General features: G+C 50.8%; 23 protein-coding genes and 1 pseudogene. 17 read left to right on the forward strand and 7 right to left on the reverse strand.

Translation table 11 applies throughout. The annotated features are described in order from the left end of the window. Positions 1-33 precede the first annotated feature (33 nt). The 15 genes from eutJ to AYY17_RS12430 all read left to right on the forward strand — a co-directional run bounded on the left by eutJ (position 34) and on the right by AYY17_RS12430 (position 15,420). Complete coding sequence (gene eutJ / locus AYY17_RS12365) at positions 34-879, forward strand: ethanolamine utilization protein EutJ (RefSeq protein WP_067424088.1); 846 nt, start codon at positions 34-36, stop codon at positions 877-879. After that, complete coding sequence (locus tag AYY17_RS12370; protein WP_067424090.1) at positions 869-2,071, forward strand: iron-containing alcohol dehydrogenase; 1,203 nt, start codon at positions 869-871, stop codon at positions 2,069-2,071. The genes eutJ and AYY17_RS12370 overlap by 11 nt, the downstream gene beginning before the upstream one ends. Positions 2,072-2,116: 45 nt before the next feature. Then, the gene (gene eutH, locus AYY17_RS12375; protein WP_067424092.1) at positions 2,117-3,388 is read left to right on the forward strand and encodes an ethanolamine utilization protein EutH; all 1,272 of its coding nucleotides are present in this window, start codon (positions 2,117-2,119) and stop codon (positions 3,386-3,388) included. Beyond that, on the forward strand, positions 3,385-4,803 hold the full coding sequence (gene eutA / locus AYY17_RS12380; protein ID WP_067424094.1) for an ethanolamine ammonia-lyase reactivating factor EutA: 1,419 nt from the start codon (positions 3,385-3,387) through the stop codon (positions 4,801-4,803). The genes eutH and eutA overlap by 4 nt, the downstream gene beginning before the upstream one ends. 11 nt (positions 4,804-4,814) lie before the next feature. After that, positions 4,815-6,176, forward strand: a complete 1,362-nt coding sequence (locus tag AYY17_RS12385) for an ethanolamine ammonia-lyase subunit EutB (RefSeq protein ID WP_067403575.1) — start codon at positions 4,815-4,817, stop codon at positions 6,174-6,176. Between the two features lie 18 nt (positions 6,177-6,194). Further along, on the forward strand, positions 6,195-7,088 hold the full coding sequence (gene eutC / locus AYY17_RS12390) for an ethanolamine ammonia-lyase subunit EutC (RefSeq protein WP_067424096.1): 894 nt from the start codon (positions 6,195-6,197) through the stop codon (positions 7,086-7,088). A 13-nt stretch (positions 7,089-7,101) separates the two neighbouring features. After that, the gene (gene eutL, locus AYY17_RS12395; RefSeq protein WP_067424098.1) at positions 7,102-7,758 is read left to right on the forward strand and encodes an ethanolamine utilization microcompartment protein EutL; all 657 of its coding nucleotides are present in this window, start codon (positions 7,102-7,104) and stop codon (positions 7,756-7,758) included. 40 nt (positions 7,759-7,798) lie between these two features. Beyond that, on the forward strand, positions 7,799-8,371 hold the full coding sequence (locus AYY17_RS12400; protein WP_067424100.1) for a BMC domain-containing protein: 573 nt from the start codon (positions 7,799-7,801) through the stop codon (positions 8,369-8,371). Further along, positions 8,364-9,716: a 4Fe-4S dicluster domain-containing protein gene (locus tag AYY17_RS12405; protein ID WP_067424102.1), complete on the forward strand. Its 1,353-nt coding sequence runs from the start codon at positions 8,364-8,366 to the stop codon at positions 9,714-9,716. The genes AYY17_RS12400 and AYY17_RS12405 overlap by 8 nt, the downstream gene beginning before the upstream one ends. A 2-nt stretch (positions 9,717-9,718) precedes the next feature. Then, positions 9,719-10,273, forward strand: a complete 555-nt coding sequence (locus AYY17_RS12410; protein WP_067368057.1) for a BMC domain-containing protein — start codon at positions 9,719-9,721, stop codon at positions 10,271-10,273. A 34-nt stretch (positions 10,274-10,307) separates the two neighbouring features. After that, a complete protein-coding gene (gene eutR, locus AYY17_RS12415; protein WP_235845374.1) occupies positions 10,308-11,342 on the forward strand; it encodes an HTH-type transcriptional regulator EutR in 1,035 nt (344 codons plus the stop codon). Positions 11,343-11,804: 462 nt separating this feature from the next. Further along, positions 11,805-12,791: a TonB-dependent receptor gene (locus AYY17_RS22325; RefSeq protein ID WP_235845375.1), complete on the forward strand. Its 987-nt coding sequence runs from the start codon at positions 11,805-11,807 to the stop codon at positions 12,789-12,791. A gap of 108 nt (positions 12,792-12,899) precedes the next feature. Beyond that, positions 12,900-13,766 (forward strand): TonB-dependent receptor domain-containing protein, encoded by an 867-nt coding sequence (locus AYY17_RS22330; protein ID WP_235845376.1) that lies wholly within the window; start codon positions 12,900-12,902, stop codon positions 13,764-13,766. A gap of 12 nt (positions 13,767-13,778) precedes the next feature. Beyond that, positions 13,779-14,498 (forward strand): (2Fe-2S) ferredoxin domain-containing protein, encoded by a 720-nt coding sequence (locus tag AYY17_RS12425; RefSeq protein ID WP_067424104.1) that lies wholly within the window; start codon positions 13,779-13,781, stop codon positions 14,496-14,498. A gap of 28 nt (positions 14,499-14,526) precedes the next feature. After that, positions 14,527-15,420: an ABC transporter substrate-binding protein gene (locus AYY17_RS12430; protein WP_235845377.1), complete on the forward strand. Its 894-nt coding sequence runs from the start codon at positions 14,527-14,529 to the stop codon at positions 15,418-15,420. Between the two features lie 8 nt (positions 15,421-15,428). On the opposite strand, the gene AYY17_RS12435 is transcribed toward AYY17_RS12430, so the two are convergent. Then, complete coding sequence (locus AYY17_RS12435; RefSeq protein WP_067424108.1) at positions 15,429-16,151, reverse strand: NUDIX hydrolase; 723 nt, start codon at positions 16,149-16,151, stop codon at positions 15,429-15,431. Between the two features lie 204 nt (positions 16,152-16,355). Between AYY17_RS12435 and AYY17_RS12440 the strand changes: the two genes are divergently transcribed. Beyond that, positions 16,356-17,378 carry an SPFH domain-containing protein gene (locus tag AYY17_RS12440; RefSeq protein WP_067424110.1) on the forward strand — a complete coding sequence of 341 codons (1,023 nt, stop codon included), beginning with the start codon at positions 16,356-16,358 and terminating at the stop codon, positions 17,376-17,378. After that, positions 17,375-18,301, forward strand: a complete 927-nt coding sequence (locus tag AYY17_RS12445) for a diacylglycerol kinase catalytic domain-containing protein (RefSeq protein WP_067424112.1) — start codon at positions 17,375-17,377, stop codon at positions 18,299-18,301. Before AYY17_RS12440 ends, AYY17_RS12445 begins: the two co-directional genes overlap by 4 nt. 23 nt (positions 18,302-18,324) lie before the next feature. Here the strand turns inward: AYY17_RS12445 and AYY17_RS12450 are convergent. From AYY17_RS12450 to guaD, 6 genes and pseudogenes are all read right to left on the reverse strand, one after another. Beyond that, positions 18,325-18,623: pseudogene (locus AYY17_RS12450) on the reverse strand (helix-turn-helix domain-containing protein). After that, positions 18,611-18,964, reverse strand: a complete 354-nt coding sequence (locus AYY17_RS12455; protein WP_067424469.1) for a type II toxin-antitoxin system RelE/ParE family toxin — start codon at positions 18,962-18,964, stop codon at positions 18,611-18,613. Before AYY17_RS12455 ends, AYY17_RS12450 begins: the two are co-directional and overlap by 13 nt. A 297-nt stretch (positions 18,965-19,261) precedes the next feature. Beyond that, complete coding sequence (locus tag AYY17_RS12460; RefSeq protein WP_067424114.1) at positions 19,262-19,483, reverse strand: hypothetical protein; 222 nt, start codon at positions 19,481-19,483, stop codon at positions 19,262-19,264. Between the two features lie 436 nt (positions 19,484-19,919). Further along, a complete protein-coding gene (locus AYY17_RS12465) occupies positions 19,920-20,144 on the reverse strand; it encodes a hypothetical protein (protein WP_067424116.1) in 225 nt (74 codons plus the stop codon). 214 nt (positions 20,145-20,358) lie between these two features. Continuing rightward, positions 20,359-21,726 (reverse strand): NCS2 family permease, encoded by a 1,368-nt coding sequence (locus tag AYY17_RS12470; RefSeq protein WP_067424118.1) that lies wholly within the window; start codon positions 21,724-21,726, stop codon positions 20,359-20,361. A gap of 61 nt (positions 21,727-21,787) precedes the next feature. Continuing rightward, positions 21,788-23,104 carry a guanine deaminase gene (gene guaD / locus AYY17_RS12475; protein WP_067424120.1) on the reverse strand — a complete coding sequence of 439 codons (1,317 nt, stop codon included), beginning with the start codon at positions 23,102-23,104 and terminating at the stop codon, positions 21,788-21,790. Positions 23,105-23,166 lie beyond the last annotated feature (62 nt).

A 23,166-nucleotide genomic window follows, 5' to 3' on the forward strand; every position in this document is an offset into this window, starting at 1 on the left:
TTTCAGACGTTAGGTTTTTAACCGGAGGAACCGATGGTTCAACGCAATCAGGAATGGCTGGCATCACGCTTACAGCAGGCAGCGACAATCTGTAATCAGCCGGCAACGGATGATAAGAAAGATGCGCCGTTATGGCTGGGGATTGATCTCGGTACCTGTGATGTGGTGTCCATGGTGGTCAATGCAGAAGGTCAGCCGGTGGCGGTTTGCCTTGATTGGGCAGATGTTGTCCGTGACGGCGTTGTCTGGGATTTCTTCGGTGCGGTAACTATCGTCAATAAACATCTGGATACGCTGGAAAAGCAGTTGGGTTTCCGGTTTGACGTCGCCACTACCTCCTTTCCGCCGGGAACTGACCCGCGAATTTCAGTCAATGTGCTGGAATCCGCCGGGCTTACGGTCTCCAAAGTGCTGGATGAGCCGTCTGCGGTTGCTGACATGATGGGGCTGGATAAAGCCGCTGTTGTTGATATCGGCGGGGGCACCACTGGTATTGCTATCGTGCAGAACGGCGAAGTTGTCCGTTCCGGTGATGAAGCGACCGGCGGTCATCATATTTCTCTGACCCTGGCGGGTAATCAGCGTATTGAACTGGAAGTCGCCGAGCAGATGAAACGTGAGCGCGGCGAAAGTATCTGGCCGGTGATCCGTCCTGTTTACGAAAAAATGACGGACATCGTTGAACACCATATTCGCGGTGAAGATGTGACCGAACTCTGGCTGGCGGGCGGCTCTTGTATGCAGCCCGGTGTGCAGCCGTTGTTTCAGGCGCGTTTCCCGCATCTTAACGTAGTACTGCCACAGCAATCTATCTTTATGACACCGCTGGCGATTGCCGTCTGCGGTGTATCTCAGGGGGAAAAGCATCATGCCGGATAATAAATTACCTGCGGACGCGATGCAGTCTGCAATCTATCAGGCGCTGGATCTGGTCAATGCCCGTCAGGTGCGCGAGTTTTCTGTTCCGCCAACCACTTTAATCGGTCCGGGTGCGGTCGGGCGCAGCGGGGATGTTCTCGCTGAGCGCGGTATTAAGCACGTTTTCATTATGGTTGACGGCATGTTATTGCAGGCCGGACTGACCGATGTGCTTGAGCGTAATCTGACCCGCAGCGGCATTGCCTATGAAATCTGGTCGTGCCCGCCGGGTGAGCCGATGGACAAAGATGTCTTCAATACTGTTGATCATCTGCTGAAAGTAAAATGTGACGGGATCATCGCCCTCGGCGGCGGCTCTGTCCTTGATGCAGCAAAAGCGGTCGCTGTGCTGGCAGCAAATCCCGGTCTGCCGCTGGCAAATTTAATGCCCGGAGCAGCACTGAATCCGCGTCTGCCGTTTATCGCTATTCCGACCACTGCCGGAACAGGCTCTGAAGCCACCAATGTCTCCGTCATTATTGAAGCACAAAATCACATCAAACAAGTGCTGGCACACAGTCAGTTACTGCCTGACCTTGCGATTATCGATGCCTGTCTGACACTCGGCGTGCCGCCGCACATCACTGCGATGACCGGAATCGATGCCTTAACGCATGCCATCGAAGCCTATGTTGCCAGCAACGTGACTCCGCTGACACAGGCGCTGGCACTGCGGGCGATCACTATGATAAGCCACGCCCTGCCGGTGGCGGTTGGTCAGGGTCATGATATTAAAGCACGCGAAGACATGATGCTGGCGTCCTATATGGCGGGCATGGCGTTTTCCAATGCCGGTCTGGGATTGTGTCACGCGATGGCGCACCAGATTGGTGCGGCATACAACATTCCGCACGGCAAGGCAAACGCCATTATGTTGCCGTGGGTGATGCGTTTTAACCGCCTGGTGTGCAAACAGGCGTACAGCGAAATTGGTCATGCCCTGACTCAGCGTCAGATGACCGACATCGGGGCCATTGAGGCCGTGGAACAACTGATTAGCGACGTGGAACTTGCGCAAACGCTGCCATCTCTGGGCGGAAAACGTGAGGATTTTGATGGTTTTGCCAAAGCAGCATTGCAGGATATCTGCATCAAAACCAACCCGCGTGCGGTCACAGCGGCTCAGATAGCGGCGATTTACGAATCTGCCTGAGTCAAATAAGAACAGCCTGCGCGACAGGCACGGAAGGAGCAGGGTATGGGTATCAATGAAATTATCATGTACATCATGATGAGTTTTATGCTGATAGCAGCTGTGGATCGTATCTTTAATCAGTTCGGCGGTTCAGAAGCTATCCTCGGTAAAATTGGTCTGGGTAAAGTCGGGAAAGGCATTGCCGGTTCCGGTGAGCAGTTTGAAGAAGGCTTTATGGCAATGGGTGCACTGGGTCTGGCAATGGTCGGTATGACTGCGCTGGCACCGGTTATCGCCATGTTGCTGGGGCCGGTTATTATTCCTGTATATGAAATGCTGGGCGCGAACCCGTCAGTATTTGCGGGCAGTATCCTGGCTATCGACATGGGCGGTTTCTTCCTCGCGAAAGAGCTGGCAGGCGGTGACGCAGCAGCATGGTTATACTCCGGCGTGCTGTTAGCTTCCATGATGGGTGCGACTATGGTGTTTTCCATCCCTGTTGCACTCGGCATTATCGATAAAAAAGACCGTCGTTTTCTGGCACTCGGTGTGCTGGCGGGTATTGTCACCATTCCGATTGGCTGTATTGCCGGCGGGCTGGTCGCGAAGTTCTCCGGTGTTGAATATAACGGTCAGGTTGTTGATTTCAGCATGACCATGCTACTGGTCAATATGATCCCCGTGATCATTGTGGCGGCGCTGGTTTGCCTGGGTCTGAAATTTATCCCTGAAAAAATGATCAACGGCTTCCAGATTTTCGCCAAAATCCTGGTCGGTATCATTACTATCGGCCTGGCGGCTGCGGTGGCTAAATTCACTGTGGGCTGGGATATTATCCCGGGTCTGGACCCAATCTTTATGACAGAAGGGGATGTACCGGGACAAGTGATGCGCGCCATCGAAGTTATCGGTTCTATCTCTGCGGTGCTGTTAGGGGCTTACCCGATGGTGCTGCTGCTGACCCGCTGGTTTGACAAATCCTTTATGAAGATCGGCAGCCTGCTGAAAATTAACAATATTGCAGCCGGCGGTATGATCGCAACACTGGCGAACAACATTCCTATGTTCGGCATGATGAAAAACATGGATACCCGCGGCAAAGTCATTAACTGCGCATTCTCTGTATCAGCCGCATTTGCCCTCGGTGACCACTTAGGTTTCGTGGCAGCAAATATGGCACCGATGATTTTCCCGATGATTGTCGGCAAAATTGTGGGCGGTATTACGGCGATTATTGTTGCCATCATTATGATGCCGAAAAATATTGAGCAGGAAGATGTTGCAGCAGGCGCTGAAGCACAGGCTGACAATGCAGCGGAGGAAAGCCGCGCATGAAAACCCTCGAACTCTTAAGTGTCGGTATTGATGTGGGCACGACCACCACTCAGGTGATCTTCTCCCGTCTTGTTCTGGTAAACCGCGCGGCGGTGTCACAGGTGCCGCGCTATGAGTTTGTGGATCGCTCGATTATCTGGCAGAGCCCGATATTATTCACACCGGTGGACAAAGACGGTCACCTGCGTGAAGAGGAACTGCTGGCGCTGGTGCTGGCACAATATAACGCCGCCGGAATGGATCCGGCGACGATAGATTCCGGTGCCATCATCATTACCGGTGAAACGGCAAAAACCCGCAATGCGCGTCCGGCTGTGGTGGCGTTATCCCAGAAACTGGGGGATTTCGTGGTCGCGACCGCCGGTCCGCATCTGGAATCGGTGATTGCCGGTTTCGGCTCCGGCGCACAGACACTCTCTGAGCAGAAGATGGCGCGGGTGCTGAACATTGATATCGGCGGCGGCACCGCAAACTATGTGCTGTTCGAAGCCGGTCACGTTATCAGCTCCGCCTGTCTGAATGTCGGCGGGCGTCTGTTTGAAACCGATGCCAACGGGCGTGTCAGTTATGTGCATGCGCCGGGTCGTCTGATTGCCCGTGATTGTTTCGGGGAGCAGACAGATCCGATGTCGCTGACTGTCGCACAGCTCAATATCGTGGCTGATCGCATGAGTGAGCTGCTGTATGAAGTGATCAGCGGGAAGTTATCGCCGCTCGGTCGTGAATTACTGATGACAGATGGTCTGCCGGAAAACAGTTCTTATTATGCGGTAACACTTTCCGGCGGTGTCGGCGAGTGCTACAGCAATCCTGAAACCGGTAATGACTTCCGTTTCGGGGATATCGGACCTCTGCTGGCGCAGGCTATCCGCCGCGATGCCAATTTCAATGCATTACCGATGCGGACCCCGGCGCAGACTGTCCGTGCGACAGTGATCGGAGCCGGTGCGCATACCTTATCACTCTCCGGCAGCACCATCTGGCTGGACAGCATCACATTGCCAATCCGCAATATCCCGGTTGTCCATCCGGCACTCGGTCGTGCGGATGATGAAGATCTGGTCAATACCTGGAGCCGTGCCCTGACGCAGATGGATCTCAATCCGCAGCAGGATCTTTACGCGCTCTCTCTGCCGGACTCTCTGCCGACCAGTTACGCCTCGGTGCAGTTCTGCATTGATGCCCTGGAACGCTTTACAAAAATGTACCCGAATACCATGCCGCTGCTGGTGATCGCCGGTCAGGATTTTGGTAAGGCGTTGGGTATGTTGCTGCGCCCGCTGATGAACGGCCGCGAACTGGCTGTCATTGACGAAGTTATCACGCGCACGGGCGATTATATCGATATCGGCTCACCGCTGTTCAGCGGTTCGGTCGTCCCTGTTACTGTTAAATCACTCGCATTTCCTTCCTGAGGGAACGTTATATGAAATTAAAAACAACGCTGTTTGGTCAGACCTATCAGTTCCGGGACGTCAAAGACGTCCTCGCGAAAGCTAACGAACTCCGCTCCGGTGATATCCTGGCGGGTGTTGCGGCAGGTAACTCGCAGGAACGTGTGGCGGCAAAACAAGTGCTCGCTGACCTGACTATTGCTGATGTCCGCAATAACCCGGTTGTTCCGTATGAAGAAGACTGTGTTACCCGTCTTATCCAGGATGATATTAATGAGACGGAATATAACCGTGTCAAAAACTGGACTATCGGCGAGCTGCGCGAACACGTACTGAGCGACACCACGTCCCTTGATAACATCAACCTGCTGCGCAAAGGGCTGACGTCTGAAGTTATCGCCGGTGTGGCAAAAATCTGCTCTAACGCCGACCTTATCTATGGCGCGAAGAAGATTCCTGTCGTAAAACGTGCCAATAACACCATGGGTCTGCCGGGTCACTTCAGCGGCCGTTTACAGCCGAATGACACCCGCGATGAAGTGCAGAGTATTGTTGCACAAATCTATGAAGGTCTTTCTTATGGTTGTGGTGATGCGGTAATCGGCGTCAACCCGGTCACCGACGATGTGGATAACCTCAGCCGCGTGCTGGATGCTATCTACGGCATCATCGACAAGTACGACATTCCGACGCAGGGTTGTGTGTTATCACACGTTACCACCCAGATGGAAGCTATCAAGCGCGGTGCGCCGGGCGGTCTGATTTTCCAGAGTATCTGTGGTAGTGAAAAAGGTCTGCGTGAGTTTGGTGTTGAGCTGGAAATGCTGGATGAAGCCCGCCACGTAGGCGCGCAGTATAACCGCATCGCCGGACCTAACTGCCTCTACTTTGAAACCGGACAGGGCTCTGCACTGTCAGCAGGCGCGCACTACGGCGCTGACCAGGTCACCATGGAAGCCCGTAACTACGGACTGGCGCGTCATTATGATCCGTTTATGGTTAACACCGTTGTTGGTTTTATCGGACCTGAATATCTTTATAACGACCGCCAGATCATCCGTGCCGGTCTTGAAGATCACTTTATGGGTAAACTGAGCGGTATCTCTATGGGCTGTGACTGCTGTTACACCAACCATGCGGATGCAGACCAGAACCTCAACGAAAACCTGATGATCCTGCTGGCGTCTGCGGGCTGTAACTTCATCATCGGTATGCCGCTGGGTGATGACATCATGCTCAACTACCAGACTACCGCGTTCCACGATATCGCCACCGTCCGTCAGTTACTCGGTCTGCGCCCTGCGCCGGAATTCGAAGCCTGGCTGGAAACCATGGGGCTGATGGAAAACGGACGTCTTACCAACCGTGCCGGTGACCCGTCACTGTTCTTCTGATTGTTGAGGTAAATCATCATGGATCAAAAACAAATTAATGACATTGTACGCAGCGTGATGGCTCAGATGGGGCACACGGGTACCAATGCAGAAGCGGTTGCTGCGGCAACACATGCGGCGCTGAATCAGGGTAATACCTCTGTTGAGTCAGTTGCATTAGATCTCGGCTCTCAGGAAGCAAAACAGTGGATCGGGGTTCAGAACCCGCACCGCGCCGAAGTGTTACAGGAACTGCGTAACAGCACAGGTTCACGTGTCTGCTCCGGTCGTGCCGGTGTGCGTCCGCGCACACAAAGTCTGCTGCGTTTCCTGGCGGACCACTCCCGTTCAAAAGATACCGTTCTGAAAGAAGTCCCGGCGGAATGGGTGAAAAAACAGAATCTGCTGGAACTGCAATCTGAAATTGCTGACAAAAACCAGTATCTGACCCGCCCGGACATGGGACGTATTCTGAACAAAGAATCCATCGAACTGCTGAAAACCAAGTGTGTGCAGGCGCCGGATGTGCAGGTCATTATCTCTGATGGTCTGTCTACGGATGCGGTCACCGCAAACTATGATGAGATCCTGCCGCCGCTGATGAAAGGTCTGGAGCAGTCCGGTCTGAAAGTCGGTACACCGTTCTTTGTCCGTTATGGTCGTGTGAAGATTGAAGATCAGGCCGGTGAAGTGCTCGGCGCGAAAGTGGTTATCCTGCTGGTGGGTGAACGTCCGGGTCTGGGACAGTCAGAAAGCCTTTCCTGCTACGCGGTGTATGCACCGACGGTTGCGGGCACAGTAGAAGCTGACCGTACCTGTATCTCGAATATCCACCGCTCCGGTACACCACCGGTTGAAGCGGCAGCGGTTATCGTGGATTTAGCCAAACGTATGCTGGAGCAGAAAGCGTCCGGCATCAACATGAATCGCTAACGGGGAATTTACTATGCCTGTATTAGATCTTATCCGTCCGAACGTCACTGCAATGCGTCTGATTGCTAATGTACAGCAAGATTTCTGCCGTGAACTGAATTTACCGAAACACATCCGCAGTCTGGGTCTTATCACTGTTGACTCTGATGATGTTGCCTATATCGCCGCGGATGAAGCCACCAAGCAAGCGATGGTGGAAGTGGTGTTCGGGCGCTCCCTGTATGCAGGGGCGTCAAACTCACCGTCACCGACCTCCGGTGAAGTGATGATTATGCTGGGTGGTCCGAACCCTGCGGAAGTACGCGCAGGCCTGGACTCAATGATGGCAACCATCGAGTCAGGTCCGGCATTCCGCTGGGCGAATGACAAAGAAGATACTGCATTTCTGGCGCATCTGGTGTCGCGTACCGGGTCGTATTTATCGGGCGATAAAATCCGTGCCGGTGACCCGATTGCGTATCTGGTGGCTCCGCCGCTGGAAGCCACATTTGGTATTGATGCCGCACTGAAAGCCGCTGATGTACAGTTAGCAACCTATGTGGCACCGCCATCAGAAACTAACTACTCAGCCGCTTTCCTGACCGGCAGCCAGGCAGCATGTCAGGCTGCGTGTAATGCCTTTACCGAAGCGGTTCTGGATATTGCGCGCAACCCGATTCAGCGCGCCTGAGTCGGGAGAACTGTTCAGTCATTAACACAGGAGAAAGGTCATGATCGATTCATTGGGATTACTGGAAGTGTACGGTCTGGTGTCCGGCATTGATGCGGCGGATGCGATGCTCAAGTCGGCCAACGTCCGCATCCTTAATTATGAAATGGTGATCCCGGGGATGGTGACCCTTGTTGTTGAAGGCGACCTGGCGGCATGCCGCGCTGCTGTTGACGCGGGCATTGCCGCCGCGTCACGCACCGGCAAAGTGGTTGGTCACAAAGTGATCGGACGCCCTGACAGTGATACCGAATGGCTGGTCACCGGGTTCAGCGGTGTGCCGGTTAAGGTCAAACCGCAGTCTCCGGCACCGGCTGTTCCTGCTGCTGCACCTGTTTCTGCACCGGCAGCGCCTGTGGCTGAAGCCGCAAGCGCACCGGATTCGGATGAACTGCTGGCGTTTACCGCTAATGCGCAGCATCGTCATGGTGTGACCGCCGGTGAAGCCGCTATGCACTTCAGTTGCCTGATTGAAGAGAGCCGCGATGCGCTGGAAAGCCTGTTTAAACAGGGAAAACTGCGCAAACGCGGCAGTCGCTACCGGGTGAAACAGGAAGGAAACCGTGATGAGTAACCTGACTGCGGGTCTGCATGAGTGCGGGCCCGACATTATTCGTCAGCGGGTGCAGGATGCCGGTGTTGTCGGTGCAGGCGGGGCGGGTTTTCCCACTCACGTCAAGCTGGCGGCACAGGCTGAAATCTACCTTGTCAATGCGGCTGAATGTGAGCCGCTTTTGCAGGTGGATCAGCAACTTGCTGTCCGTGAGGCTGATGCCCTGATCCGTGGTTTGCTGTACGCCATGCGGGCGACCGGCGCAAAAGAAGGCATTATTGCCATCAAGGGTAAATATCAGGCAGCTATTGATATCCTGAATGCGCGACTGCCTGATACCCTGCGTCTGCATATTTTACCGGATGTCTACCCGGCGGGTGATGAAGTGATCACTATCTGGCTGGCAACCGGACGACGCGTACCACCTGCGGCACTGCCGCTCGCGGTCGGTGTGGTGGTGAGCAATGTCCAGACATTGATCAATGTGGCGTATGCTGTTGAAAAAGAACAGGCGGTCATTTACCGGGTCTTAACCGTTAATGGTGCGGTTCACCATCCGGTCACGCTTTCCGTCCCTGTCGGCACCACACTGCGTGAAGTGCTGGCGCTGGCGGGTGGTGTAACCATCAGTAACCCTGCTTATATTAACGGCGGGCCGATGATGGGGAAATTACAGACATCACTCGATGATGCGGTGACCAAAACGACCGGCGGATTATTAGTGCTGCCGGACGATCATATTTTAATTCAGCGCCGGACGCGCTCAGAGCGCACGGTGATTAACCAGGCGCGCACAGTGTGCGAACAGTGCGGAATGTGTACCGAGCTTTGCCCGCGCCATATTATTGGTCACGAACTGCCGCCGCACCTGATTGTCCGCGCGGTGGGTTATGAACAAATCTCGTCTCCGTCAGCGGTTGTGGCCGCACTGACCTGCTCGGAATGCGCGATCTGTGAAGCCTGGTCCTGCCCGGTCGAAATTTCCCCGATGCGCCTGAATCAGATGCTGAAAGTGAAGCTGCGTGAAGAAGGGATCCGCTACGAAGGTGAATTGCGCCCGGAAGATCCGATGGCACAACACAGGATGCTGCCGGTAAAACGCCTTGTCCGTCGTCTGGAACTGACTGAATTCATGCACAAAGCACCGATGACCGATGATATTTACGCGCCGCAGCAAGTCATTATTCCGCTGCGTCAGCACATTGGCGCACCGGCGGTTCCGGTGGTCAGTGAGGGTGATAAAGTCACCGCCGGTATGCTTATCGCAATGATTCCGGAAAAAGCGCTGGGCGCACCGGTTCATGCCAGTATCAGTGGCGTTGTCCGCCATATTGACAGCACCGCTGTCACGATAGAGAGAGAATAAATATGCACAGCGCAATTGCGATGGTTGAGCTTTCCAGCATCGCCAAAGGCATGGAAGTGACAGACTTTATGCTGAAAAGTGCCGATGTAAAGTTGCTGATGGGCAAAACAGTCTGCCCCGGCAAATATGTTGTCATGGTCGGCGGTGATGTTGCTGCTGCGCAGCAGGCGATGCAGTGCGGTGTTGAAAAGGGTGGCGCACAGGTGGTGGATGAATTTCTGCTCAGCAATATCCATCCTGACGTCCTGCCCGCTATCGGCGGTGTGACAGAGGTAAATGCCCGCGAAGCCGTGGGAGTAGTGGAAACCTTTAGTGTAGCGACCTGCATTGAAGCGGCAGATTTTGCTGTTAAAGCAGCCGGCGTCACGTTAATCCGTCTTCATATGGCGTATGGTATTGGCGGTAAGTGTTACTTTGTGATGAGCGGCGATGTCGCCGATGTCGAAACCGCGAAAAAAGCGGCATCACAGGTAGCTTCTGATAAAGGTGCACTGGTCTACAGCATGGTCGTACCTAACCCTCATCCTGATTTCTGGCAGCAACTGGTCGCAGGTTAATATGATGACGGCCGTCCATTTAGGGGAAAAACTGATGAAGAAAATCACGCCTGATTTACATCACCTTAATGATGACGTGCCGCAGGACCGCGATCTCAGCCCTATTGTGATCGAGCAGAATTTTACCCAGCGCTACACCCATGATGCCTATGATCAGGCCTGTGCTATCACCGCCTGGCAGCAGCTTTATGATCAGCTCACGCCGGGCCGGTTCGAGGGTGAACTGACAGAAACCCTGTTTGACGGGCTTCAGGTGTTCCATGAATACACTAACCTCTCTTTGCGCCAGTCCTGTATGGTCTGGCCGAACGCGTTCTGGTTCGGTATTCCGGGAGAGCAGCAGAATACCGGTTACATCGGTAATCAGATGCTGTGCAAACAGAAAATCGCGGTGCGTCCCGGTGGCAAAGAATTTGAGCTGAGCACGCCGGATGATTATCATATCCAGGGCTTGGTTATCTCCTACGATATCCTGAAAAAACATTCGGTTGTGCTGCAAAATCCGGAGCGGCTGATGAACCTGCTCAGTGAAAACCCGGCAATCGGTGTAAATCCATTTAAAAAAGAAGCGATCTGGCAATATATCCGCCATGCACTCTGGCACGCAAAAATAGAGCAGGAGCGTAATCAGAATGTCAGCCGTGTGCTGAGTCACAATCTGCTGACCTCTTTCCTGGGATTGCTGGAAGATGCCAGTACAGTTGCAGATGAACATTACACCAACCGCGTCAATTACCTGAAACTGGTCTCCAAAGCCCGCGAATACCTGTTTGAAAATGTATCAGAGCCGGTTACTGTGCTGGAGCTGTGTAATGAACTTTATGTCAGTCGCCGCACATTGCAGAATGCTTTTCAGCAGGTGCTGGGAATTGGTCCTAACGCATACCTGAAAACCATCCGTCTCAATGCCGTGCGCCGTGAGCTGGTCAGTCCGTATTCAAAACAGACGACAGTCAAAGACGCCGCCATGCAGTGGGGATTCTGGCATTTAGGTCAGTTCGCCACAGATTATCAGCGTTTATTTAATGAAAAACCGTCGGTGACATTAAGTAAGCGACTGTGCAGTTAATATAATTTATACCCTTATTCATTTAAGACGTTACAACGACCCTGCGGTTTGAATTAATAAGGATATACATCGTCATACCGGTATTATTTCTCACTGATTCCCTCTTTTATTGTTATTGATTCCGGCTGCCAAAAATACGGAGTGTCTTTCTGTAGATATTATTACCAGAATAATTCATTAATTATCCCTAATGTATATATCTATATGATTATTAAGCCAGATTATTTTAATTTACTGTAATTTAATTATTAACAAAAAAAACAATCACGCTACGCAATTCAACACTTCCTTAAAGAAATCCGCATCTTTCATTACCTTTAATTTGTCCGCTTTCACAAAGCAGTAAAAAGAATCGTTCTCATATTTACCCTTTGAATTTGTTCAGTATATTGACTGGCTATAAGTCAGGGATGGTTTTTAATCTGCCATATTTATCACGATAAAATAAAAAATGAGAAGGGTATGACACCAACTAAATTTGTACTTGCACCATTGGCCGCCATGGTGATTTTACCGCTTTATGTGCAGGCGAAAACAGCGGAGAAAAATGACACGATTGTTGTCAATGCCTCGACGATTGAATCGACAAAAGTGAATGAACTGGCAGATTACGGTAATAAACTGCATGTTATCACCCGTGATGAAATAGAACGCTCCGGTCCTTCTTCCGATTTAAATCAGGTATTACAGCAATATGTTCCCGGTTTATATGTCTCTATGGGACAGGGGGCTTTCGGGTACGGGAAATATTCTTTTATGGGCGGACGCCCGGATGACACCTTAATTTTAATTGATGGTGTCCGTCTGAATAACCGCCTGTTCGGCGGGATCTATCTTGATACTCTGCCGCTGGTCGCCATTGATCGTATTGAAATTCTTCAGGGCGCGCAAAGCCTCTCTTTCGGGACTCAGGCAATCAGCGGTGTGATTAATATTGTGACGAAAAAACCCACCTCTGAAACCCTGACCGGTGAATTCAGTGTCGGCGCTGACACAGACAAAGGTCGCTCCGGGGAAGGTTATGTTCAGAAAGCGTTTGATAATGACATTGGCAAAACCGGGCTGATGGCGTGGGTCAGCCGTCATAAATCTGAGGGCTATCAGCCATACCGTGACCGTGATTACAACGGCAAAATCGGTGATAAAAATCGCGGCTATGACCTGACCTCTGTCGGGATGCAGGTTACACAAGTCTTTGCGGATAAAGCACAATTACAGGCATTTTATCAATATACCGATGCCGATCTGGATATGGTGTCTCCGAATAATCACCGCAGCGCGGTAAACAAGCGCGACCATCATCTCGGCACGCTCTCTTTCGAGCACTTTCTGACCGCTGACACCAGTTATTCCCTGCGCGCACACATGAATGACTGGAACACCCGCTACGATCGCAGCCGGTATCTGGCGAACGGCTCAGTCGAGATCCAAAATGATGATTCATATTAGGGATTCCGTGATTACGGCATCCAGGCACAGTTAAAAAGCTATCTGTTTGGTGAGAATGAATTTGTCTTAGGCTCTGATAACCAGTGGTATAAGGGCAAAGATGAGGTGATGAAAATTGAGACGGATACAGCAAAAGCCAATGCGCTGTATTTACAGGTGCGCCCGGCGGTAGCCGCTCTTCCTGAATTAAAACCGAGCCTGGGTGTGCGCTATGAACGCTTTGAGGGCGGACAGGACGCAACTGTCTGGATGGCAAGCACGGCGTATGAAGCGAGCGATAACCTGACACTGCGCGGGCAGGTAGGAACAGCCTTCAAACTGCCGAATGCAGAGCAGTTATTTGTCAGTGATGCGGATAAACAGGTAGTGGGCGATCCGGATCTGAAAGCGGAAAAAAGTAAGAATATTGAAGCCGGTTTTGATTATCTGACGCAGTGGGAAAACGGCGGAGCGTGGCAGTTTGGTGCCACAGGATATGCCCGCGAAATCAATGATCTGATTACAACTGTTAAAGTCGGGAAAGTCGACCGCTGGGTTAATGGTGACGGTGAAATCCGCACCAAAGGCGTGGTGCTCGCTACCAAGCTGAATTTCAATGAAGAGTGGTATGTCTCCGCAGATATGACCCGCAACTGGCTCGATACCAAAAACGGCGCAACACTCAATGATATTCCGGATTTCTTCACCCGCGGGCGCGTTGGTTATGATGCGCCGGCGAAACAGTGGGGCGCAGAGCTGTCCACCCGCTATGTCGGTGAGCTGAAATCCGGCGGGGTATCTTACGGTCATTACACCGTGTTTGATGCCGGTGCGTATCTGTATGCCGACCACGCACAGCAGCACAAATTCTCTCTGTTAGTGGAAAACCTGCTTAACCGCGATTACCCGGCAGGGCTGACCAGCAACGGTCTGGTCAAAGTGGATAACCTGGGGCGTCCGTTAACCGCAGAACTGCGCTATACCTACCGTTTCTGAGGAGTCTGAAAAATGGGAAAGAGCATCACACTGTTTCTGGATACTTTACAGAACGCGGCTTTTTTATCTCCGGATTTCCGGGGGGCGCTCAGTGAGAGAGGCTTTCCCGCTGATATAGCCTGCTGCTCTGACAGTGAGATGGTATTGCAGCAGCTGGCACAGCAGATAACGGATAATACCCGGCATCTGCTGCTGCTGGTATTTACCGGTGCAGAACAATCTGCTGAGGCACTGATGTCTCTGACATCCGGGCTGGAGCAGCAAATAACGGCACAGTATCCGCAGTTACGGGTTCACCGAAGTTTGTGTGTACTCACCGGGGCGGATAACACACTGAATTCAAAACACGCCGCAGAGCTGCTGACCTGCCTGGAAAAGCAGTCGCAGAGCCGTGAACCGAAAGCAGAGTCTAATCCGAACTGGGAAAAAACACCGCCGCACCGCTATCACCTTTTCTTCTGTATGGGACCGCGCTGTGTTTGCCGTGGGGCAAAATCACTGCTGACACAACTGCGCCATCAGCTTGCGGCCCGTAATTTGTTTGAGAATGAAAAGGGCGTATTACTGACCCGCTCGCATTGTCAGTATCCTTGTAATCAGGGGCCGCTTGTCACTGTTTATCCTGATAATTTATGGTACCGGCTGACTACGCCGGAAGAGATACATCTGTTTGTTTCCGAGCAGATTGAACAGGGACGACCGGTGCCGTCTTTGCTGGTGGAGCATAAATAACATTATGTATATTCAGCATTTTTTAAGAGTGGCAATCAGTTCTGTATTTTTGTTTCTCTCTTTCTCTGTGGCTGCTGAAAAACAGTGTGATCCGCTGTGGACAAAAGCGACACCGCCGCAACATATCATTGCGATGAATCAGCACGCCGCAGATATGCTGCTGGCACTGAATGCCGGAGAGCAAATGCTGGGCGTCAGCTATATCGATGATTCAGCCGAAGCGATTAAAACCGGGTTCTATCATCAACTGCCTGTTTTTTCGGTTAAATATCCGGGATCGGAAAAGTTAATCGCCTCCGGTGCTGATTTTGTTGTTGCCGGGTTTTCTTCCGCATTTACAGCATCGGTGAGCAGCCGTGCCGATTTACAGCGGGCAGATATCGGCAGCTATTTGCTGACATTCGCCTGTGAACGTCAGGCGTACAGCGGATTTGACGGAATAAAAATCGATCTGCGCAAACTGGGTGCCGTTCTTCACCGGGAAAAAGAGGCAGATGCCGCGATAGCCCGCGTCGATGCGACTCTCGCACAGGTAAAAGCATTACCGCCGTTGGCGCGTAAACCGGTCATTTTTTACCTCGACAGCCAGAGTGATACTCTGATGTCGCAGGGGAAGAAAGGCTTTATGACAGAGATTATCCGTCTGGCGGGCGGTGAAAATGCGTTTATAAACATGCCGATGGCAGGGATCCAGGTATCTCCGGAGATCCTGCTCGGCAGTCAGCCGGACTATATTATCCTGGCGGATGCGGTTTGGTCGCCGGCAGAGAAGAAAAAAGCCTGGCTGGCAGATCACCCGGCACTTTCTCACCTGGAAGCGGTTAAAGCACAGCGCTACATCGTTATCCCTTTCAGCGCGATCTACCCGAATATTAAAAGCCCGGACGCACTGCTGACAGTGGCAAAGGCTATTCGTCAGTAAGTGGTCACTTACTCTTCATCTGTTTCCAGATTGCGGATAAACCGGTAATCCTTTGAGGCCGGTTTCAGGCGGTACAATGCCGCCGGACGCCCGCGATCAGCCCGTTTTTCTCCGGTCTCAATCAGTAAATCAGCCTGTTCCAGGCGGCGGCGGAAGGATTTTTTCTGAATCGGCTGCCCGATAAGAATTTCATGCACCTGTTGCAGCTCCGGCAGGGTAAAGGTTTCCGGTAACGCAAACCCCGGCACAACGGAATAGAGTGATTTCTGCCTCAGGCGCGCCTTTGCCTGTTGGATCAGTGACTGATGATCAAATGCCAGGCTTAGCTGTTCCGCCTCTTTCAGTGATACCCATTTCACATTACTGACGGTATCAATATGTTTTTCACATACCTGATGCGCGATCAGCGCGGTATAGCAAACCGTGACTGACCAGCCGCGCTTATCCCGGCTATCATTGCCGGTGGTGCATAGCTGCTCAATATACGGCGGCAATACCCCGGTTTTCTCGCGCAGTTTGCGCATCACGGTATCTTCCAGACTCTTATCCTGAGATTCATCGATAAACCCGCCCGGCAGCCCCCACTTACCTTTCTCCGGGTGCTCCGCGCGCTCAACCAGTAACACTTTGAGTGTCTCTTCGTGGCAGGTAAAAAGAACGGCATCCACGGTTATCAGCGGGGAGAGAAAGTCACGACGCTGATAGTGCGCAAGGTAAGTTTGTTCGTCCATAGGGTTATCCTGCTCAGATTCTGGAGATGTTCATTCAAACTGCCGGTTCTCTGCCTGCATCCTGAATAATATTGGGTTTATTGTAAGGCGCCTGCGACAGATTGCAAATTAAATGTCATTGAGACACTAATTCTGCTTGACATCAATAGTGTCCATGAGTCACTATCGCCTTGTTGTCATAAGGACACTTAATGGAGCGATATCATGTTAAATCTCAGATTCTTTAAAGCAGACCCGTCCACATTTGTTATTAAATCCGTCAACGGCACTATCCGTCATCAGGGAAAAGGACTGAGTTTCTGGTACAACACGGCGACAACCTCTGTTGCTGCGTTGCCGCTTAATGCTCAGGAAACACCGTTTATCTTTAATTTTCAGACTGCCGATTTTCAGAGCCTGCGGGTGCAGGGACAGCTCTCATTTCAGATAAGTTCGCCGGAAAAAACGGCCGGTGTGCTTAATTTCACACTGAATAAAGATGGCAAAACCTATGCTTCAGAAGACCCGATGAAACTGAGTGACCGGGTTGTCCGTGCCGCCCAGACCATCATTCAGGCCGAAATTCAGGCAACGCCTCTGCGCCGCGCGTTGTTACTCAGCCAGTCTCTTGTCGCCCTTGTGCAATCGCGTTTATCACAGCTGACCGCACTTGGGGCGCAGGGGCTGGCGGTACTGGATTTCTCTGTCACAGCTATTACGCCGACACCGGAAACGGCAAGAGCACTGGAAGCAGAAGCCCGCGAATCTCTGATGAAAGAAGCTGATGATGCTATTTATGCGCGGCGCAAATCCTCTGTTGAGCAGGAGCGGACCATCAAAGAAGCGGAGCTGGAGACTGACCTCTCTATACAGCAAAAGGAGCAGGAGATTGAAGAGGCCCGGCTGGAAAATGAACGCACATTGTTACGTGAACAGGCAGAAATGGCGCAGGAGCGGCTGGCTGCGGAGATTGGGGAAGAGGAGCAGCGCCGGACACTGGTTTCACTCAGTGCCGGGAATCAGCGGGTTCAGTCAGAGGCAGATGCATATTCCATTGAAACAAAAATGAAAGCATACCGTGAATTGCCGGTGGAGAATCTCAAAGCCCTGGCATTAAGCCGGATGGCACCGGAGCAATTGATGGCGATGGCATTTGAATCCCTGGCACAGAACGCAGGAAAAATTGGTGAGCTGAATATTTCACCGGATATGTTCAGTCAGATGATGAAAAAAGGGAGCAAAGCATGAGTATAAAAGAAGATGTCCGCGTGGTGCTGGTCACCCGGAAAACCCGTTTGCAGGAACTGACCGAACGTTTCAATACCTGGCCGCAGGCAAAATTTTATCTGGAACACAGCGGGGTTTCAGTCAGTGATTATCTTGCGGAGCATGACCGTTATCAGGCGCAACTGACACAAGCAAAACAGATCCTGCAACCCTTTGGTCACTTCCAGTTGCTTGAGCGCACATTGCTGCCGGGCTATCAGTTTTCTGCCCGTGATCTTGTGGTGGTGATAGGCCAGGACGGGCTGGTCGCCAATACACTGAAATATCTGAGTGGTCAGCCGGTTATTGCAGTTAACCCTGATCCGCAGCGCTGGGACGGGCCGCTACTGCCTTTTGAGCTGGCGCAATTACAGGATGTGGTGACGAACACGCTGAACGGAAAAATGGACTGGAAAACCCTGAGTTTTGCACAGGCAACCACCAATGACGGGCAGCAGATGCTGGCGGTAAACGATTTATTTATCGGACCTAAAAGTCACACCTCAGCGCGTTATGTTCTGAGCTGGTCAGGTAACAGTGAAACACAGTCCTCTTCCGGGATTATTGTTTCGACCAGTCTCGGATCAACCGGCTGGCTGCAATCCATTCTTGCCGGTGCGCTGGGTGTGACCGGTCAGGTATCTCACCCGCTACAGCAGGGGGTTAGCTGGTCAGATAAGCGGCTGCGCTTCAGTGTGCGTGAGCCGTTTCCCGGACGCACGACCGGCACCAGGCTGGTATTCGGTACAATTGATGATACCGCTCCGCTGCAACTGGAATCGCTGATGCCGGAGAACGGCGTGATTTTCTCCGATGGCATCGAATCTGATTTTCTGCACTTTAATGCAGGCTGTATTGTCACTATCGGGACAGCAAAAACAGAAGGGCGGCTGATATGGGGATGAAATTGTCTGCCGCTTCTGTTGTACTACAAATGGAGCGCTATTTTTTTCCCGTCCGGTAAGGTGATATCAAGAGCCAGTTCACCGCCGAGTGCTTTCACATAGCGTCTGAGAGTTGATAATTTAGGATCACTGCCTACCCGCTCCATTTTTGCCACCGCAGGCTGCCTGACACCCAGCTTATTGCCAGCTGAGTCTGAGAGATCGCCAGTTCTTCGCGTAGTGTTGCCAGAGTCAGTTCACGGCGGATTTCTTCTGTTCTTTTTTCTACCCGCATCCTGCTTTCAGGTGTGCGTTTTGCCAGCATTTCGTCTAACGTTGACATGTTTCCTCCAAATGCGCTTTATACTCTGTCTCAGCCTCTTTTATCAGCTTCTTATAGAAGCGTTTTTCATTCTGACCTTTTTTATTTCCTGCACATAAAATAACTGCTCTGCGGATAGGATCGAAAGCAAAACAGATCCTTACCGGGTGCCCGGAAACCTGTATTCTGAGCTCTTTTATGTTGCAATAGCAGGAGCCGGTTAGTGTATCAACCAGCGGACGACCAAGATGAGGTCCGTCTTCTCTCAGAATACAAAGGATAGCTAATATTTCTTCCTGTACGGCATTCGGCTGTATTTCAAACCAGTTATCGAAATGCACTCTCGTTATGATAGACCACATCGGAGAAGCCATAACCTCTGAGTTATATATTATAACCCTGAGGTTATAAAATGAGTATCAAAAATAAATCTGATTAACTAACATTATTAATTAATCTAATTTATTAACAATGAGTTAGGTTTCTATTTTAGATTTATTATTTTGGTGAAGCTATACCGGAAAACGTAGTCAGAGGTGGATTTTAACTATCGGGACAGCAAAAACAGAAGGGCGGCTGGTATGGGGATAAAATAACAAGAGGGACTTTAATTACGTAAAGTCCCTTTATAAAAATAACAGATTAATACGGCATCAATATTATTTACGGCTTGCTTTAGCCCATGATGAAATCAGGGAAACAGATTGATCTACGATAGTACCGATAGTTTCACCAAACTGTGAACCAATATCAGCACTCTGCTCTGTACCTCTGTAGTGGCCTACGATAGTACCAACACCGCGACCAATTAATGCACCTGCATCAGAATAGACACCGGCACCAGAAACCATATCAATTTCAATTACGCTTAATTGTTTCATTTTATATCCTTATTAAATTTCCATTATTAAAATACAGTACCCGCTATGTATCAGGTATATATTAACGCAACTGTTTTAAATCAATTCACAGAAGAGTAAGTTGCAAAAAATGCTAATCAGCATATATGAGGTTAAATAAAAGTAGATGCTTGTTTTTCATTTCTAACTTTAAGTATTAAAACCCATCATTAAATATACTATCCTGGCGGTGATTAAGAATTCCATGTGTGATGACGATTGTATTTTTATAATAAAATCATGCTGATGTATAATTATATTTCATTAAGTAAAATGACGCGTGAAATAAATAATTAAGTTAAAGGTATTTAAGAAGAACTGATTACATCAGGAGGGAAATACGGAGAAGGGGCCGGTAATATCCGACCCCTGAGATAACACGGTTATGGAACAAAGTATTTATAATACGCTGTGCATATTATTTTTTGATAGATTTAAACCATGAAGAAATCATAGAAATAGATTGGTCAACTGCAGTGCCGATAGTTTTACCAAAATCTAATCCAATCTGTGCGCTCTGCTGCTCAGTACCTTTGTAGTGACCAACAATACCACCGATAGCCTGACCAATTAATGTACCTGCATCAGAGAAAATACCTGCACCGGAAACTGCCTGAATTTCTGCTACGTTTAATTCTTTCATTTTATATCCTTATTAATTTTGTCCATTTTTAAGAGAAATTGTTCTGTACGCACGCTGCATTACAGACAACACCTTATTGTCTGACTTAAAAAAATAACAAATCAATTGGTAAGAGTTGTTAATATAATAATAAGAAGATTAAATACGTCACTGCCATATAATAAAAAAACCGGTGCTGAAAGGCACCGGTATATATACATCACTCAGAATACGATTAAATCGCCCAGCCACCCGCATAGAACGCGACTAACACAACAGCAATAATGACCGTACCTGCATTCAGCTTGCGCCACTCTTTGGCAACCAGACGCCCGATAACCAGGGTGACGTAACCCAGCATGATCCCGGTAACAATATTACAGGTCAGCACGATAAAGACAGCGCACACAAGCCCGGACATGGCATCCACAGAGTCATCAAAATCCAGTTTTGATACATTGCTCAGCATCAGCAGCCCGACATACATCAATGCCGGTGCGGTTGCATAAACCGGGATCAAATAAGACAGCGGTGAGAAAAAGAGAATAAGCAGGAACAATACGCCGACAGTGACGGCAGTCAGTCCGGTTTTCCCGCCCGCCGCCGTACCGGCAGCAGATTCGATATAAACTGCCGCAGGCGATGCCCCGACACAGCCTGAGACAATGGAGCTGACGGAGTCCACTGTCAGCGCTTTGCCGCCATTGATAATCTGATTATCTTCATCCAGCAGATTTGCCTGACCGGCAACCGCGCGGATAGTCCCGGTGGCATCGAAGACGGCGGTCATCACCAGCGCAAGAACACTCGGCAGAACGACAGGCTGTAATGCACCCATAATATCCATACTGAATATCAAGGAATTACCATTGTCATCATTCAGCGATGGCATCGCAATCAAACCCTGATAGGTAACATTCGGGTCGACTATCAGACCAATAACGGAGATCCCGACGATAACCAGCAGGATCCCGCCGGGAACGTGCATTTTTTCAAGGCTGACAATCATTGCCAGCCCGATCAGCGCCATGGCAACCGGGAAAGAGGTAAATGCACCCATTGCGACCGGCAGACCTTCCAGCGGGTTTTTGATAACCAGTCCGACGCCGTTTGCTGCGATCAGCAGCAGGAACAAGCCAATCCCTATCCCGGTGCCGTTTGCTATTCCCATCGGGAGATTACGCAGTATCCATTTTCGCACACCGGTGACAGAAATCAGGGTAAAAATAACCCCCATCAAAAACACAGCGCCGAGAGCGACCGGGATACTGATATGCTGACCAAGCACCAGACTGAAGGCGGTAAAAGCGGTGAGGGAAATTGCACAGCCGATTGCCATCGGCAGATTTGCCCACAGCCCCATCATGATGGAACCGATACTGGCGACGAGACAGGTGGCGACAAAAATAGCACCCGGCGGGAAACCGGCTTTACCGAGCATGGAAGGTACGACGATGACAGAATAGACCATGGCGAGGAACGTGGTCACGCCTGCCAGGATCTCCCGCTTGACACTGCTGCCGCGGGAGGAAATTTTAAAGTATGTATCAAGTGCGCCTTTAGCGGCGGCACCTGAACTATCCGGTGTTGTATTATCAGACATAATTGCAGACCCCGAGAATGAAATGAAAAAAATGTTTTTTTATTCACTACGCCGGTGTGCGTCAGGTCCGTTCATAGACCAGGCGTCCATCGATATAAGTCCGGTAAATCGTGCGGTCATCACCAAGCGCAATCAGCACAAATAGTTTTTCCGCCAGCGTGCGGGAGTTGTCATAACGCAACTGCTGGAGCGGGGTCGCGGTCGGTTCCAATACCACAAAGTCGGCTTCTTTGCCGATATCAAAGTTACCAATGCAGTTATCCAGTCCCAGTGAATGCGCGCCGCCGAGAGTGGCGAGGTAAAAGGCTTCAAAGGCGGATAAACAGGTTTTCTGCAACTGCATCACTTTGTATGCTTCACTCAGTGTTTGCAGCATATTGAAGGTCGTTCCGGCACCGACATCGGTACCAATCCCGACTTTTACTTTTTTGGCGAGTGCTTTTTTCAGATTAAACAAGCCACTGCCGAGATACAGGTTTGAAGTCGGGCAGAATGCCACGGAAGAGCCGGTATCGTGCAGGCAATCCCACTCTTCTTCCTCAAGATGGATACAGTGGGCAAACACACTGCGCTCACCGGTTAAACCATAATGGTGATAAACATCCAGATAGTTTTTACTGTCCGGATAGAGCTCTTTCACCCAGGCGATTTCATCTTTGTTTTCATTCAGATGCGTATGTACCCAGGTATCCGGATACTCTTTACGCAGGCGCTGACAGACAGCAAGCTGTTCCGGGCTGGACGTCGGGGCAAAGCGCGGGGTGATGGCATAGAGCAGACGTCCGTTTTTGTGCCAGCGTTCGATAAGCGTTTTGCACTCTTCATAACTGCTTTCCGGTGTATCGGTCAGGTAATCCGGCGCATTTCTGTCCATCATCACTTTACCGGTGATCAGCCGCATATTGAGCTGGCTTGCCGCATCAAACAGGGCATTGACGGATTCCGGGTGAACAGTACTGAATACCAGCGCCGTGGTGGTACCGTTGCGTAACAGTTGTTTGATAAAAAATGCCGACATTTCCCGTGCGTAATCAATATCCTGATACAGTTTTTCAGTCGGGAAAACGTGCTTATTCAGCCACTCAAGCAGTTGTTCGCCGTGAGCGCCGATCATTTCACTCTGCGGATAGTGGACGTGGGTATCGATAAAGCCCGGTACGACCAGTTTTCCGGTGTAATCACGCACGCGGACGGTGTCAGGAATAAGGTGTTTTCCCTCTTCCCACTGACCGAACCATTCTATTTTTCCGTGGCGAAGAAGCATTAACCCGTCATCAATCAGGCGGACTGCGCCGGGTAAATCATCCATTGAGGTTACTACACGGGAGATATCGAGAAATTTCCCGCGTACCGCCTTGACGGTATGTTCCGAAGACATAGCTGACTCCTCTGCTTACAAAAAGCCCTCACCGGAACCGGTGAGGGCGGGTGTTGGCCGGA

Source organism: Morganella psychrotolerans (assembly GCF_001676055.1).
Lineage (GTDB): Bacteria > Pseudomonadota > Gammaproteobacteria > Enterobacterales > Enterobacteriaceae > Morganella > Morganella psychrotolerans_B.